The 13,914-nt window shown below is 61.4% G+C and carries 16 protein-coding genes; 11 read left to right on the plus strand and 5 right to left on the minus strand.

The annotated features are described in order from the left end of the window. Window positions 1–43: 43 nt before the first annotated feature. From J2W46_RS31570 to J2W46_RS31600, 7 genes are all read left to right on the plus strand, one after another. Window positions 44–1,567, plus strand: a complete 1,524-nt coding sequence (locus tag J2W46_RS31570) for a fumarate hydratase (protein ID WP_020069968.1) — start codon at window positions 44–46, stop codon at window positions 1,565–1,567. A gap of 183 nt (window positions 1,568–1,750) precedes the next feature. Then, complete coding sequence (bfr, locus tag J2W46_RS31575; protein WP_088175061.1) at window positions 1,751–2,230, plus strand: bacterioferritin; 480 nt, start codon at window positions 1,751–1,753, stop codon at window positions 2,228–2,230. A 158-nt stretch (window positions 2,231–2,388) separates the two neighbouring features. Beyond that, window positions 2,389–3,273: a glutamate racemase gene (gene murI, locus J2W46_RS31580; protein ID WP_310359403.1), complete on the plus strand. Its 885-nt coding sequence runs from the start codon at window positions 2,389–2,391 to the stop codon at window positions 3,271–3,273. 218 nt (window positions 3,274–3,491) lie between these two features. Further along, entirely contained in the window at window positions 3,492–3,728 is a 237-nt protein-coding gene (locus tag J2W46_RS31585) for a (2Fe-2S)-binding protein (RefSeq protein WP_310359406.1), read from the plus strand. A gap of 290 nt (window positions 3,729–4,018) precedes the next feature. Next, window positions 4,019–4,753, plus strand: coding sequence for an energy transducer TonB (locus tag J2W46_RS31590; RefSeq protein WP_310359409.1), 735 nt, complete (start codon window positions 4,019–4,021; stop codon window positions 4,751–4,753). 27 nt (window positions 4,754–4,780) lie between these two features. Next, window positions 4,781–5,512 (plus strand): MotA/TolQ/ExbB proton channel family protein, encoded by a 732-nt coding sequence (locus J2W46_RS31595; RefSeq protein WP_027779251.1) that lies wholly within the window; start codon window positions 4,781–4,783, stop codon window positions 5,510–5,512. Between the two features lie 28 nt (window positions 5,513–5,540). Further along, window positions 5,541–5,960 (plus strand): ExbD/TolR family protein, encoded by a 420-nt coding sequence (locus J2W46_RS31600; protein ID WP_088175058.1) that lies wholly within the window; start codon window positions 5,541–5,543, stop codon window positions 5,958–5,960. A gap of 383 nt (window positions 5,961–6,343) precedes the next feature. Here J2W46_RS31600 and J2W46_RS31605 read toward each other — a convergent pair whose 3' ends face one another. Continuing rightward, the gene (locus J2W46_RS31605) at window positions 6,344–7,339 is read right to left on the minus strand and encodes a LysR family transcriptional regulator (RefSeq protein ID WP_310359412.1); all 996 of its coding nucleotides are present in this window, start codon (window positions 7,337–7,339) and stop codon (window positions 6,344–6,346) included. Between the two features lie 122 nt (window positions 7,340–7,461). On the opposite strand from J2W46_RS31605, the gene J2W46_RS31610 reads away from it, so the two are divergent. The 4 genes from J2W46_RS31610 to hemP all read left to right on the plus strand — a co-directional run bounded on the left by J2W46_RS31610 (window position 7,462) and on the right by hemP (window position 9,999). Next, on the plus strand, window positions 7,462–8,340 hold the full coding sequence (locus tag J2W46_RS31610; RefSeq protein WP_087752617.1) for a pirin family protein: 879 nt from the start codon (window positions 7,462–7,464) through the stop codon (window positions 8,338–8,340). Window positions 8,341–8,541: 201 nt separating this feature from the next. Next, window positions 8,542–8,940, plus strand: a complete 399-nt coding sequence (locus J2W46_RS31615; protein ID WP_087752616.1) for an OsmC family protein — start codon at window positions 8,542–8,544, stop codon at window positions 8,938–8,940. An 85-nt stretch (window positions 8,941–9,025) separates the two neighbouring features. After that, the gene (locus J2W46_RS31620; RefSeq protein WP_020069979.1) at window positions 9,026–9,508 is read left to right on the plus strand and encodes an SRPBCC family protein; all 483 of its coding nucleotides are present in this window, start codon (window positions 9,026–9,028) and stop codon (window positions 9,506–9,508) included. 227 nt (window positions 9,509–9,735) lie between these two features. Beyond that, the gene (gene hemP / locus J2W46_RS31625; protein ID WP_020069980.1) at window positions 9,736–9,999 is read left to right on the plus strand and encodes a hemin uptake protein HemP; all 264 of its coding nucleotides are present in this window, start codon (window positions 9,736–9,738) and stop codon (window positions 9,997–9,999) included. A gap of 313 nt (window positions 10,000–10,312) precedes the next feature. Here hemP and J2W46_RS31630 read toward each other — a convergent pair whose 3' ends face one another. The 4 genes from J2W46_RS31630 to J2W46_RS31645 form a co-directional block, all read right to left on the minus strand. Next, window positions 10,313–11,719 (minus strand): 4Fe-4S binding protein, encoded by a 1,407-nt coding sequence (locus J2W46_RS31630; RefSeq protein WP_027804945.1) that lies wholly within the window; start codon window positions 11,717–11,719, stop codon window positions 10,313–10,315. After that, window positions 11,716–12,561, minus strand: coding sequence for an FTR1 family iron permease (locus J2W46_RS31635; protein ID WP_087751670.1), 846 nt, complete (start codon window positions 12,559–12,561; stop codon window positions 11,716–11,718). Before J2W46_RS31635 ends, J2W46_RS31630 begins: the two co-directional genes overlap by 4 nt. Before the next feature lie 79 nt (window positions 12,562–12,640). Then, a complete protein-coding gene (locus J2W46_RS31640) occupies window positions 12,641–12,973 on the minus strand; it encodes a cupredoxin domain-containing protein (protein WP_020069983.1) in 333 nt (110 codons plus the stop codon). A 118-nt stretch (window positions 12,974–13,091) separates the two neighbouring features. Then, the gene (locus J2W46_RS31645; RefSeq protein ID WP_310359417.1) at window positions 13,092–13,640 is read right to left on the minus strand and encodes an iron transporter; all 549 of its coding nucleotides are present in this window, start codon (window positions 13,638–13,640) and stop codon (window positions 13,092–13,094) included. Window positions 13,641–13,914 lie beyond the last annotated feature (274 nt).

A 13,914-nucleotide genomic window follows, 5' to 3' on the forward strand; every position in this document is an offset into this window, starting at 1 on the left:
CTGCGAACAGAAAAAAGCGCTACCGTCCCCACCGAGCTTAGCCATGACCGTCATCAAACAGGAAGATCTGATTCAGAGCATTGCTGATTCGTTGCAATACATCAGCTACTACCATCCGCTCGACTACATCCAGGCCCTGGGCCGCGCGTACGAACTCGAACAGAGCCCGGCCGCGAAAGATGCGATTGCGCAGATTCTCACCAACAGCCGCATGTGCGCCGAAGGCAAGCGTCCGATCTGTCAGGACACGGGCATCGTCACAGTGTTCGTGAAGGTCGGCATGGACGTGCGTTGGGACGGTGCGACGATGGGCGTCACCGACATGATCAACGAAGGCGTGCGCCGTGGTTACCTGAACCCGGACAATGTGCTGCGCGCGTCGATCGTGAGCCCGCCCGAAGGTGCGCGCAAGAACACGAAAGACAACACGCCGGCCGTGATTCACTACGAAATCGTGCCGGGCGATAAGGTCGACGTGCAAGTCGCGGCCAAGGGCGGCGGCTCGGAAAACAAGTCGAAGTTCGCGATGCTGAATCCGTCGGACTCCATCGTCGACTGGATTCTTAAGACGGTGCCGACCATGGGCGCGGGTTGGTGCCCGCCGGGCATGCTCGGCATCGGCATCGGCGGCACGGCTGAGAAAGCCATGGTGATGGCAAAAGAATCGCTGATGGACCCGATCGACATTCAGGACGTAATCGCACGCGGCCCGAAAGACTGGATCGAGGAACTGCGCGTCGAACTGCACGAGAAGGTCAATGCGCTCGGCATCGGAGCGCAAGGCCTGGGCGGCCTTGCCACAGTGCTCGACGTGAAGATCATGGCCGCCCCGACGCACGCCGCGTCCAAGCCGGTTGCGATCATCCCGAATTGTGCGGCCACGCGTCACGCGCACTTCACGCTCGACGGCTCGGGCGTCGCCAAGCTCGAAGCGCCGTCGCTCGATGCATGGCCGAAGGTGCAATGGGAACCGAACACGGAGACCAGCAAGCGCGTCGATCTGAACACTCTGACGCCGGAAGAAGTCGCTTCGTGGAAGCCGGGCCAGACGCTGCTGCTGTCGGGCAAGATGCTGACGGGCCGCGACGCCGCGCACAAGCGCATCGCGGACATGCTGGCCAAGGGAGAGAAGCTGCCGGTCGACTTCACGAACCGCGTGATCTACTACGTCGGCCCGGTTGATCCGGTGCGCGACGAAGCTGTCGGCCCCGCAGGCCCGACCACGGCAACCCGCATGGACAAGTTCACCGAGACCATGCTGTCGCAAACGGGTCTCATCTCGATGATCGGCAAGGCCGAGCGCGGACCGGTCGCGATCGAGGCAATCAGGAAGCACAAAGCCGCGTATCTGATGGCCGTGGGCGGCGCGGCTTACCTGGTGTCGAAGGCGATTCGCAGCGCAAAGGTGCTGGCATTCGAAGACCTCGGCATGGAAGCAATCTACGAGTTCGACGTGCAGGACATGCCGGTCACAGTGGCGGTCGATTCGAGCGGCACCTCGGTGCACCAGACCGGCCCGAAGGAATGGCAAGCAAAGATCGGCAAGATTCCCGTCGCAACCGTCTGATTCGCCGCCGACGCGCATAGCGTGTCTTGAGAAGCCGGGGCCACGGTCCCGGCTTTTTTCATGGATGCCCCGCATTACGCGCATGCCGGGACCGACGTCGAAAGATGTTCTGTTCTCTTGGCTTTTTAAGGCATGGCGTTTATTGTTGTTGGAAAATTGAAGTCCCCCGAAAAAGGAAAGATCATGCAAGGCGACACGAAAGTTATCGAGTACCTCAACGCGCAGTTGAAAAACGAGCTGACCGCGATCAACCAGTATTTCCTGCACGCGCGGATGTATAAGCATTGGGGCCTCGAGAAACTCGGCAAGCATGAATACGATGAGTCGATCGGCGAAATGAAGCATGCCGACTGGCTGATCGAACGCGTTTTCATGCTCGACGGTCTGCCGAACCTGCAAGATCTGCACAAACTGCTGATCGGCGAGGAAACGAAAGAAATTCTCGAATGCGATTTGAAGCTGGAGCAGATCTCGCAGAGCACCTGCAAGGAAGCCATTGCGTATTGCGAATCGGTTCGCGATTTCATCTCGCGTGAAATCTTCGTGAAGATTCTCGACGACACAGAAGAGCACATCGACTGGCTCGAAACGCAACTCGACCTGATCGACAAGGTCGGCATTCAGAACTACCAGCAAACCGCCATGGGCTCGGTGGAGTCCTGATCGGATCGCGCGGGTCCGCTGGGTACGCTCAAGCGCTGGCGCAGGTCCCGGCTCATACGGGATAGCATGCGCCGCGTTGGCGATATACTTGCTCGCTTCGCTTTTTCCCTGCTTTCCCCTGCTTTTCCTGAACGCCGCGCCGGCCGCCCCGATCGCTTATGCCCGAACAATCGTCGTCTACGAACGCATCAATTGGCTCCCTGAGCGCGGATTCGCGGGCGCCCGTCGGCATTTTCGACTCGGGCCTCGGCGGGCTGTCGGTGTTGAGAGCGGTTCGGGCACAGTTGCCTGACGAGGCGTTGCTCTACGTCGCCGATTCGCTTTATGCGCCGTATGGCGAGCGCGACGACGACTTCATCGCCGACCGCACGCTGGCTATCGGCGAGTGGCTCGTCAAACAGGGCGCGAAAGCGCTCGTCGTGGCCTGCAATACGGCAACCGCGCAGTCCATCGCGCTGGTTCGCGAGAAACTGTCCATTCCGCTCGTCGGTGTCGAGCCGGGCATCAAGCCCGCCGCGTTGCAATCGAAAACTCGGGTTGCCGGCGTGCTCGCCACGCAAGTCACGTTGCGCAGCGCGCGCTTTCAGGCGCTGCTGGAACGCTACGCCGCGGATTGCCGCTTTCTGTGCCAGCCCGGTCACGGGCTCGTGCAGGCGGTCGAGCGCTGCGACGTCGGTTCGGCGGAACTGCGCGCGCTGCTGCGCGGCTATCTTCAGCCGATGCTGGACGCGGGCGCCGACACGCTGGTGCTTGGCTGCACGCACTATCCATTCTTCGACGCCACAATTCGCGACATCGTCGGCGACCGGCTCGCGCTTATCGACACCAGCGTGGCTATTGCCCGCCAGCTGGAGCGCGTGCTCGAACAACACGGCGTGCGCGCAGCGCCGCAAACGGCGGACGCCGCGCTGCCGCGCTTCTATTCCACCGGCGACGGCACGCATCTGCGGCAACTTGTCGCCACGCTGCTGGAAATCGACGCGCAGGTCGAGCGCGTACTCATTCCTTCGCGCCGTACCGCACCGTCCTCGCAACCTGCCTGAAAGCCTCCCCGGGCGCCCGTTCCAGAGACTTTCTGGCGCTTTTATGCGTGCCTTCGATGGCGTTTGGCGGGGGCGTACGCGGCTCTCTAGCCGCCGTCTGCATAGTCGAAACCCTTCTAAGAGTCTGGTTTTGTTACAAAAAACCGCGTGGGACGCTTGCCAAACGGCTCAAACATAATGATAATAATTCGCATTAACGTTAGCTATGACGCCCTGCCATGATTGTCTGTGTCTGCAAGTCTGTTTCTGACCGAAAGATCCGTGCCTCGATCGCGGAAGGCGTCGATTCGTTCGACGAGCTGCAATTCGAGCTCGGCGTTGCGTCCTGCTGCGGCAAGTGCGCGGATTCAGTGCGCGACGTGATGATGCAAAGCGGCGTGTGCGCAAGCCGCTGCGGCTTCGAGCCCCAACCGCAAGCTGTGCCCATGATGTTTTACGAGCGCAAGGCGGCGTAACGTACCGTTCGAAACCTGGCGCGAGGACGTGAGGCACGTCTGAGTGCCTGCTCCGTATCGTTAGCCGTTGCTCCCTGTTTTCTGGTGCCGATTCAACGCTTTTCAGTTAATCGCACTGCCGTCAGCAAGCCAGTATCCCTGCCAGCCAGCTACCCGCTCACCCATTAATGGAGTTCGAGATGGAATTGCTGATTGGTTTCGTGACCACAATGTGTATTTCGCTGGTGATCTTCCGAACATGACGATGTTTTGTCAGCCGCGCTCCCTCGACAGCGCGCCGCCACGCTAACATGCAGGCTTCGCATACCGCTTTAGCCGGTGCCGCACCGGCTTCGTCCCCCCGAATGAATTCCCGCGTCCTGACGGCGACCGCCATGGTTGCGGCGGTTCACGTCGCGCTGCTGGCCGTCGTCCTGACGCTGCGTCACGATCCGGTCGAGGCAACCATCGAGTCGCGCGTGATGACTGCACAGTTGCTGCCGCCGGCGCCTGTTGCCGCGCCGGTCGCGATGCAATCGGTCGCGCCGCCCCCGCCCACGCCGGCGCCGCCGGTTCGCAGCAAGCCGAAGGTGCAGCCCAAGCCGACGCCAACCAAGCCAACGCCAGCGCCGCTGCACGAGGCGCCCGTGCCGTCGCCAACGCCCGTAGCGGCCGCCGAACCGACGCCGGCCGCACCGCCCGCTCCGGCGGCGCCCCCGGCACCGGCTGCTCCGGCAATCGGCCGTCAGACAATGGAAATCACCGCGCCGAAAAACGTCTCGCACCTCGACTGCAACATTGCGAAGCCGGACTACCCGGCCCTCTCGCGCCGCCGCGGGGAAAGCGGCACCGCGTACGTCAAGTTCGTGGTGGGCCTGACCGGCAAGCTCGAGAACATCGAGCTGAAGAAAAGCAGCGGCTTCAGCCGGCTCGACGACGCCGCGCTAGCCGCCGCGCATTCGATCGCGTGCAAACCCTATCTCGAAGACGGCCAACCCGTTCGGGCCGCGTACACCCAGCCTTACAACTTCAATCTCGAAGATTGAAGCGGATTTCAAAAAAAAGGAATTGCAATGCAAAACTACGGATTGGCGCACGTGTGGGCGCAAGGGGATTTCGTCACGCGCGGCATCGCGCTCGCGCTGCTGGTGATGTCGGTGATGTCGTGGAGCGTGATCGTCATCAAAGGCTGGAACGTGATGCGTTTGAACCGCCTCACGAAGAACGCCGAGCAGGCATTCTGGCATTCCGACGATCTCGCTGACGGCGTGAAAAAGCTTGGCGCCGGATCGTCGACGCCGCATGACAATCCGTTCCTCGCGCTGGCGCTGTCGGGCCAGGAAGCGGCCGATCATCATCACCAGACGCAGCCGCATCTGCACGACCGCATGGACGTGTCCGATTGGGTCACGCGCTGTTTGAAGGACACGATGGACGAAAGCGTTGCCCGCATGCAGAGCGGACTCGCAATTCTCGCGTCGATCGGCAGCACGGCGCCGTTCGTGGGTCTCTTCGGCACGGTGTGGGGCATTTATCATGCGCTGCTGGCAATCGGCGCGAGCGGCCAGTCGTCGATCGACCAGGTGGCGGGCCCGGTCGGCGAAGCGCTGATCATGACCGCATTCGGTCTCTTCGTTGCAATTCCGGCCGTGCTGGGCTACAACGCACTGACGCGCGCAAACAAGGCGATCGTTGCCAAGCTGAGCCGTTTCGCGCATGGCTTGCACGCATTCTTCGTGACGGGCGCGCGACTGTCGTCGTCCAAGCGCGGCGACGGCCTGCGTCTCGCGACTCGCGCCAACTGAAGCGCCAACTGAACGACGAGGCATACAGATGGCAATGAGCCCCTTCGCCGGCGACGATGACGACGGCCTGATGAACGAAATCAACATGACGCCGCTCGTCGACGTGATGTTGGTTCTCCTGATCGTTTTCATGGTGACGATTCCGGTGATCCGTCATGCGGTGAAAATCGATCTGCCGCATGCAAGCAGTCAGAAGGAAGAGACCAAGCCCGCGCAGGTCACGGTCGCAGTCGACGCTGACGGTAACGTGTTGTGGAACGACAAAAAAGTGGACGAGGCCGAACTGAGCGCGAAAATTGCAGAGGCCGCACAGGCGAATCCGCAACCCGAATTGCATCTCGATGCAGATCGTAAAGTGCCTTACGAAAAGGTCGCGCAGGTAATGTCTGCAGCGCAGGCCGGTGGCCTGACGAAAATCGGTTTCGTCACGCAGCCTAAAGGCAAGTGACCTTACCGGATTCGGTGGGCGCAGTACCCGGAAGTGAAGAAAAGCCCATGAAACAAGGGCTGAAAAGTAAAAGGCCTTCATCAAACGATGAAGGCCTTTTTTTGTGCGCGCTTGGCGCCTTCGGGCGGCGGGATCATTTGCCATCAGCCGAAGACTGTTGGCTCGAATCACCGCATGCGACAGCCGTGCTCGACACGGACAGCGCGGTCAGCCCTATCAGGCCGGCTACGATAGCGGCCATGAGTTTTCGCATAAGAGACTCCTTAGCGAAGGGATTTCAATATAGCCCCATGAGCTCGCGCACACAAGCAAATGGCCATTGAAAGTACTCATGACAGCCCGCGCTTCAATGCTAAAAACGATGCCGCGAAGCTCGCGATCCGCTAGGACGCGATAGCGGCCACCGCACGCACGGGTACGGGCTGCTGGCGCGTTTCGGACGCCGGGCATTCGCCCATGATGTGCTTGCCTTCATCGGGATCGAGCATCTCGACCAGATAGTCGACGAAAGCGCGTACGGCCGGCACCATTCCCTGGCGCGACACGAAAACGGCGTACAACTGCGGCATCGGAAAAGTCCAGCCAGGCATCACCGGCGACAACTGGCCCGCGCGCAACGCGGCGCCGTACATCATTTCCGGCAACGCAGCGATACCTACCCCACGGAGTACGGCCTCGCGAATCGTCAACAGATCGGCGGTGACGAGACGCGGCTCGTGTTCATGTACGTGACGCGTGCCGTCCGGCGCGATCAGGTTGTAGACATGCCGTCCGTCGCCCGTGGGTACGTCGAGCGTTTCGAAGCGCGACAGATCTCCCGGTTGCAGCGGCGGCGCATTCTGCTGCAACAGACTCGGCGCGCCGACCAGCATCTGCTGCGTGCGCCATAGAGGACGCACGACGATATTGGCGTTTTCCGGAGGATCGGAGCGCACGCGCAATGCGACGTCAATCGAATCTTCGAACAGATCGACCACGCGGTTGGTCACGCGCATGACTACGCGCACTTCCGGATAGCGATGCATGAATTCCGGCAGAATGGTCGACAGTATCGTCTGCGAGATCGTGACCGGCACGCTGACGCGCACCGTGCCGCGCGGCGACGAACGCAGTTGCTGCACGACGTTCACGGCCGCCTGCGCCTCGCTCAACATCGCCTGGCAATGCTGGTAGAAAAGTTGGCCCGCCTCTGTGAGCGCGAGCTTGCGTGTCGAGCGCTGCAAAAGCCTCACGCCGAGCGACGCTTCGAGCTCCGTCAAGCGGCGCGACAGCCGCGACTTGGAGATACCCAGCACGCGTTCGGCGGCGGAGAAACCGCCATGTTCGACGACCTGCGAGAAATACATCAGGTCATTCAGATTGTGTGAATCGATCTTCATCTCATCGTTCCAGTAATAGAACAATCCATTGCGTGACGGCGGCTGGCACCCGAAAAAACGGTCCCTATAATAGCTCCATGTTTCAAAAATAACGCTATTCCCCATTTTTCGAGGTGACATTGATGACCGCGACACGCACGATCGAACGCACTTATCCTGCCGTTCGCACGACCGAAGGTGGCGGTTTCGTCGTCCACCGCCCGTTTCCCACGCGCATGCTGATGGACTTCGATCCGTTCCTGCTGCTCGACGAAATGGGACCGGTCGACTACGCGCCCGGCGAGGCCAAAGGCGCGCCCGACCATCCGCATCGCGGATTTGAAACGGTCACCTATGTGCTCGAAGGCCAGTTCGGCCACAAGGATTCGGCGGGCCACTCCGGCACCCTGCATGCCGGCGACGTGCAATGGATGACTGCGGGCGCTGGCGTCGTGCATAGCGAGATGCCGGACCCGTCGTTCGTGCGGACGGGCGGACGCGTGCATGGCTTGCAACTGTGGGTGAATCTGCCGCGCCGCGACAAGATGATCGCGCCGCGTTATCAGGAGATGCCGTCGTCGGAAATTCCGGTGGCGACCTCGGCCGACGGCAAGGTTCGCGTGAAGGTGATCGCCGGCGAGGCGCTCGGCGTGAAAGCCGCTGTTGAAACACGCACGCCGATTCTGTACCAGCACTTTTCGTTGCAACCCGGCGCGACGATCCGGCAGCCGGTGCCGGCTGACTATCGCGTATTCGCATACGGCTTGTCGGGCAAAGGCTTTTACGGCGAAGACGACGCCCGCCAGGAAATCGACCCGCGCAAGATGGTCGTGTTCAACAACGACGGCGACTCGATTACGCTCACGGCCGGCGCCGAGCCGCTCGAGGTACTGCTGCTCGGCGGCGTGCCGTTGAAGGAACCCGTCGTGCGCTATGGTCCGTTCGTCATGAATACAGAAGACGAAATCCGCCAGGCGGTCGTCGATTATCAGGCCGGCCGTATGGGTTCGATCACCCACTGAGCAACTTGCCGAACGCGCGCGCCGGGGCGCAGATATTTGCCAAACCGCGCGCGATGCCAGGTTGCCGCCTCCCGCGAGCCCGCGCGCACTCGCGGCGCAAATGCCGCCGACTTCGTTCACAATAGCAATTCCTGCCGCGCCCTCGTCTTGACGCCGTCGAGCCGCCGCGCGCGGCGTTTTCCGTCCTGCTCAGGAGCCCGCATGGCAGAAGCCACCGTCACCGCGCATATCGGTTCGACAAATTACCAGGTCCGTCTCGACGACGGCAAGCACACGTGGCTCGCCGACGAACCCGAATCGCTCGGCGGCGGCGATCGCGGCCCCACTCCGGTTTCGCTGCTGCTGTCCAGCCTCGGCGCATGCACGTCGGTCACGCTCAAGATGTACGCGCAGCGCAAGGACTGGCCGCTCGAAGAGGTGCATGTGACGCTCGGTATCGAACAGGGCGACGAGGGCTCGACCATCGACCGCAAAATCACGCTGCTCGGCGAGTTGTCGGATGAACAGCGGGAACGGCTCTTGCAAATTGCCAATGCATGCCCAGTTCACAAGATCCTCACGCGCTCCATCACGATCCGATCGGGTCTGACTGTCGCGTGACGCTGCGAACGGCCCGGCACGCGCGCGAAGCTGTCCGGGCCGCGTTACTGCAACGCTTGCAACGCTTTCATAGGATGCCGTCGTCTTGAATTTCGAACACCTTATCCAGATCAACGACCCGTTGAATCCGTTTGTCGACTCCATGACCCGCGAGCAGCTGTGGGAAGGTCTCGTGCTGCGCGCCGAACAGCCGCAACTGTTCGTGATCGGACTCGACAGCTGCACGATCCTCTCGCGCGAAGGCAATACGATCGAGCGGGAACTGCACTATGGCCAGGCCACCGTGCGCGATCGCGTGACGCTCCATGAGAGCCAGGCCGTGCGCTACGACATCCTGCCGACAGCGGACTATGTCGGCGGCTCGCTGACGATGACGATCGAACAGCCGGATGAACTGCAACTCTTCCTGCGCTTCGAATACGCGACCACGCTGCCCGTTTCCGACGACCAGGACGCCGTGCAGACGCAGGAGATCGTCAAGTCGGCTTACCGCGAGAACGACATCGATACGGTGCGGCTGATTCGTCAGTATGTGCAGGCGAAACAGGAGCCGGGCTCGCTGCATTGAGCGACCTGCCTCTGGTCTACCATCCCCACCGCCGCCCGGGTGAATCACCTGTCCGAGGCGGCGCCGGAGCGCGCTGCGCAACACCCTGCGCCCTCTCGCCCGCTACGCCTTTAGTCTCGATTTCGCTGCGCCTATCGAAAGTCTCAACCGATGAATTTCTGCCTCTTGTAAATAGGAATGGTTATCATTTAGAATTCATCCATCGAATCAAACAACAGCGAAGACGAATGACCGATACCACTCGCACCAGCACGCTCAGCCTGCGCCGCCCGGCCGCTGCGTTGACCAGCCGTCCGAAGGCTTCAGCAGCGACGGCAACGGCCGCCGCCAAGCCTGCTGCCGAGCGTGCGAACGGTTCCGGCGAAACGGCCGAACGGGTGGTGCGTAGCGACGCTTTGCTGCAAGGACATAGTCACATCAGCATTTTGCATAACGGGGAAACGTATCAACTGCGCGCCACCCGTTTGGGCAAGCTGATCCTGACCAAGTAACAACGAACGAGATTTCAGTACCGGGTATTGTGGGGACCACCTCCCAGAGAGGTGTTGGGCATTAGCCAGCCACGACGGCTTGCACGTGAGAACTAGACCCCTTCGTGCAGACACCAAGCCAGCCGTCGCAGCCAGCCAGGCCGCTTTTTTGGTTCCCGCCCATGCGGACACGAGCTACCGTGTACCGTCATGCCAATGAAAAAGCCGTGAAGACGATGTCGCGATGTCGCGAGATCGTCTACACGGCTTCTGTTTTTTGTGTCGGGCGGCTTAGGCGCGCGAGTGCCCAGCAGAGTAGCCGCCCTATTCCCGCCTACTTCGAGGCCCAGCCCCAGAACATGAGCCACCAGGCGCTGTCGACCACGGCGAGCGCAGCGGCAAACCAGAGCATCGCCAGGCCGCGTTGAACGAAGCGCTCGCTGTAGCGCCGCGTGACGAGCCACGCGAGCCATGCGCTCCACAAATTGGCGATCGCCAGAATCGCGATGCGCAGGTCCGATGCCCACCACAGCGGCACATGCTCGGCACGCAACAGCGACAGCGTGGTGGCCGACAAACCAAGGAACACGCCAGCGCCTGCAATCGGAATCAGCCCTTGCGTCAGGTGATGCAGACGCACGGCGCTGAAGCGCCCGAGCATGCGCGTCGCGCCCGTCATCAAAACGAGCAGCGCAGTGCCGTAGACGAGGGCCGTCGCGAGGATGTAGCCGATCACCATCGTGCCGTCGAGCCACGAGAACACGTCGTTCTGTTCCGGGTAATGCGTGAACAGGAACCACGGCGCGTTCGTATCGAGCGGCCATGTGATGTCGTGATCGACGAGCCACGTGGCGAAGAACATCTTGAGGTCGACGAACCAGCGCGAAGCCGTCCAGTGGAATGCGCCAATCGCGATACCGAGCAGGCCGTACAGGATCAGCGCGGTGTCCCACACATTCGCCTGCTTGTCGCCGAGCTGCACGACTTCCGACGACGGCGCGCGCCACGTGAGCGCAATCGCGTCGCGGTGGCCGCTGCAACGGCCGCACATATGGCAGTCGGACGCGCCCTTCATATTGCGCAACGGCACGAGCGGCGCGCAATTGATCGGAATCACGCGATGCCCGTGTTCGCCGTTCTTGTACGAGCGGCGCCATGCATCTTCATCGACTTTGTAGTGGAACGGAGCGAGGCGCGCCAGAAGCGAAAAAACCCCGTTGACGGGGCACAGGTATTTGCACCAGACGCGCTTCTCTCGCCCGTACAGTAGACCGATGACGATGGCCGCCAACGTCGAGCCGCCGAGCACCAGCAGCACCGCTTTCGGGTACTGATAGACGCTCACCATCTGACCGTAGATGGTCGTAATGCCGAACGCGACGAAAGGCCAGCCGCCCCAGCGCATCCAGTGCGGAATCGCTTTGCCGCGACCATGCTTGCTGGCGAACTCCGCGAGCGCGCCTTCGGGACACAGCACGCCGCACCAGACGCGGCCTAGCATGACCATCGACAGCAGAACGAATGGCCACCAGATGCCCCAGAACACGAATTGGGCCGCAAGCGTCAGGTTGTTCCACAAATGCGCGCTGTCGTCCGGCAACGGCATCACAGCCGGAACGAGGATCAGCAACGCGTACACCGTGACCACGACCCATTGGATGCCGCGGATTGCGGAACCGTGACGCTGCATCCACTGCCCCGCCGCGGCGAGACGCCCCGGGCGGGTCATGACGGTACTCATGCTGCACGCCCTGCCGTTTGTTGCGCCGGCTTGCGGTTGGCACGGCGCAGCAGCAGATAGACGACCCCCCAGTACACCGCGTACGCAATCAGATTCATGAGCGCGGGATGCGCGCGATAACCGGTGAGCGTCGCGACGAGCGAGCCGAAGGTGCTCGAATCATCGAGCACAGCCGACGTGTTCCACATCTGGTCGACGATGGTCGGCAGGAATTCCTTGTCGATCAGCTTATCGACGCCCGTTTGAAAGAGCCCCGCGCCGAGGAACAGCAGCATGATTTCCGTCACGCGGAAAAAGAGCCGCCACGAGAAGAACTTGCCGCCCAGTTGCAGCACGTAGAACGTGAGCAATGCGAGACCGAGGCCGATCACGACCGCGAGCATCTGATTGGTGTCCACGTGACCGGACTGACCGAAGCCGAGGCCGTACAGGAAAATCACGGTCTCGCTGCCTTCGCGCGCGATCGCGAGAGCCACGAGCAGCGCCACGCCCCACCAGTTGGAGTCGCGCTGGCTTTGTTGCAGCGAGCGTTCCATGTCGCGTTTCAGCGAGCGGCCGTGCTGCTTCATCCACAGAACCATTTGCACGATCAGCACGCAGGCAACCAGCACCATCGCGGTCTGGAAATAATCTTGCGCGTCGCCGGAGAGCACCTCGGTGAAGCCGACGAGCGCTGCGCCGAGCGCCACCGCTGCAATCAGGCCCGCCACGACGCCGCCCCACAGGTACGGCAGACCGCGGCGCGCATCGTCGTCGCCATTTTTCAGCCACGCGTACAGGATGCCGACGACCAGCAATGCCTCGACACTTTCCCGCCACACGATGAATAGAATCTGACCCATCAAGGACTCCCTTCTGCTCTGCAACTGCTCTTGCGAGCGCAGCGGCCCTAAGCCTTCGCGCCCGCCTCAAAAACCACTGCTACTTCGCGACGATCACGCCCTGCGCCTGCTGGTGGAAATCGTCGAAAAACTTGTACTCGCCGGGTTCCAGCGGAGCGATCACGACGAAAGAATCCGCGCCCGGCGCGAGGACTTTTTCCTTACGCAACTGGACGCTTTCGAACTCGGCGGCGCCCTTGCCGGTATTACGCACCTCGATCTTGATACGCTGCCCCGCCGGCACTTCGATGCGGGCCGGATTCAGCTTGCCGTCGTTCATTTCGAGCTTGAACGTGGGCAGATCGGCTGCATGCGCCGCGCCCGCCAGCAAAATCGACGAAGCAAGCACAGCGATCTTTCGGTTGATTCTCATTGGCGTTTCCAGAAAACGCGGCGCGAGGCGTGGAGTCCGCGCGCCGCCTGCTGCATTCATTCACCTGTCACAGCGTGCTCGCATACTGCCAGGTGACGAGTTGCGACGATCGTGGAGATCAGTACCCGCCCTTCTTGCCGATGCCGGCGAACGTAAAGTCGTATTCAAGCGTGATCGGCTTGAACCACGGACCCACGCCGGTTTCCTTGTCGACGTGGCGACCAAACGCCATGTGGCCGGTTTGCATCGGCGCTTCGACGATCATCTTCAGGTGATACTTGCCAGGGCCTTGCAGCTTCACGTTGTCGCCGTAGTGCGGGCCGTCGTTGGCGACCATCGCCATCATGTCGCCCTTCTGCGTCTCTTTCGAACCGACCTTCGTCAGTTCGTAGCGCACCTGCAGATACGGCATCCAGTCGCCTTCCGCGAAGCCTGTCGGATTGTTCTTGACTGCGTGGATGTCCGCTTCGAGGTGGATGTCCGAATCCGACGCCTTGCGCATCATGCCTTCCGGCTCCATCGTGATCGGCTGCAGATACACCGCGCCAATTTCCATGCCGCCCTGAATCTGGTGCTTGCCGATCGGATATTCGGCGGCCGTTGCCGAAAGCGCCGCCACCGCCGCAGCCGTAGCAATGCCGCCACGCACAAATGAAGAAATCCGCATTGAAACTCCTTGTTTTTATCAGACTCGATTGATCCCATTGGAACAGTGCGTCGGGCGACGAACCGAAGCAGATCGCATAATTGAACGTTAATGCGAACCATTCTCAATATTGGTTGAGTTTATCATCTCTCGCCTGCTGGAACAAATACGGACGCACGCCGAGCCTTATGCCAGCAGGGGCTTAAGGATGTCTTAAGAAACAGGGTGTGGGCGTAAAGCGGCGGGCAGTTTCCTGCGTGCAATTCCCTTTACGGTCTTGTCCGCGTATCGGCAA

The organism is Paraburkholderia strydomiana (assembly GCF_031456815.1).
GTDB lineage: Bacteria > Pseudomonadota > Gammaproteobacteria > Burkholderiales > Burkholderiaceae > Paraburkholderia > Paraburkholderia caledonica.

Bases quoted from the DNA above. Each gene is read 5' to 3' on its own strand.
- J2W46_RS31570 (WP_020069968.1), top strand. From the start codon at position 44: ATGACCGTCATCAAACAGGAAGATCTGATTCAGAGCATTGCTGATTCG.
- bfr (WP_088175061.1), top strand. From the start codon at position 1,751: ATGCAAGGCGACACGAAAGTTATCGAGTACCTCAACGCGCAGTTGAAA.
- murI (WP_310359403.1), top strand. From the start codon at position 2,389: ATGCCCGAACAATCGTCGTCTACGAACGCATCAATTGGCTCCCTGAGC.
- J2W46_RS31585 (WP_310359406.1), top strand. From the start codon at position 3,492: ATGATTGTCTGTGTCTGCAAGTCTGTTTCTGACCGAAAGATCCGTGCC.
- J2W46_RS31590 (WP_310359409.1), top strand. From the start codon at position 4,019: ATGCAGGCTTCGCATACCGCTTTAGCCGGTGCCGCACCGGCTTCGTCC.
- J2W46_RS31595 (WP_027779251.1), top strand. From the start codon at position 4,781: ATGCAAAACTACGGATTGGCGCACGTGTGGGCGCAAGGGGATTTCGTC.
- J2W46_RS31600 (WP_088175058.1), top strand. From the start codon at position 5,541: ATGGCAATGAGCCCCTTCGCCGGCGACGATGACGACGGCCTGATGAAC.
- J2W46_RS31605 (WP_310359412.1), bottom strand. From the start codon at position 7,339: ATGAAGATCGATTCACACAATCTGAATGACCTGATGTATTTCTCGCAG.
- J2W46_RS31610 (WP_087752617.1), top strand. From the start codon at position 7,462: ATGACCGCGACACGCACGATCGAACGCACTTATCCTGCCGTTCGCACG.
- J2W46_RS31615 (WP_087752616.1), top strand. From the start codon at position 8,542: ATGGCAGAAGCCACCGTCACCGCGCATATCGGTTCGACAAATTACCAG.
- hemP (WP_020069980.1), top strand. From the start codon at position 9,736: ATGACCGATACCACTCGCACCAGCACGCTCAGCCTGCGCCGCCCGGCC.
- J2W46_RS31630 (WP_027804945.1), bottom strand. From the start codon at position 11,719: ATGAGTACCGTCATGACCCGCCCGGGGCGTCTCGCCGCGGCGGGGCAG.
- J2W46_RS31635 (WP_087751670.1), bottom strand. From the start codon at position 12,561: ATGGGTCAGATTCTATTCATCGTGTGGCGGGAAAGTGTCGAGGCATTG.
- J2W46_RS31640 (WP_020069983.1), bottom strand. From the start codon at position 12,973: ATGAGAATCAACCGAAAGATCGCTGTGCTTGCTTCGTCGATTTTGCTG.
- J2W46_RS31645 (WP_310359417.1), bottom strand. From the start codon at position 13,640: ATGCGGATTTCTTCATTTGTGCGTGGCGGCATTGCTACGGCTGCGGCG.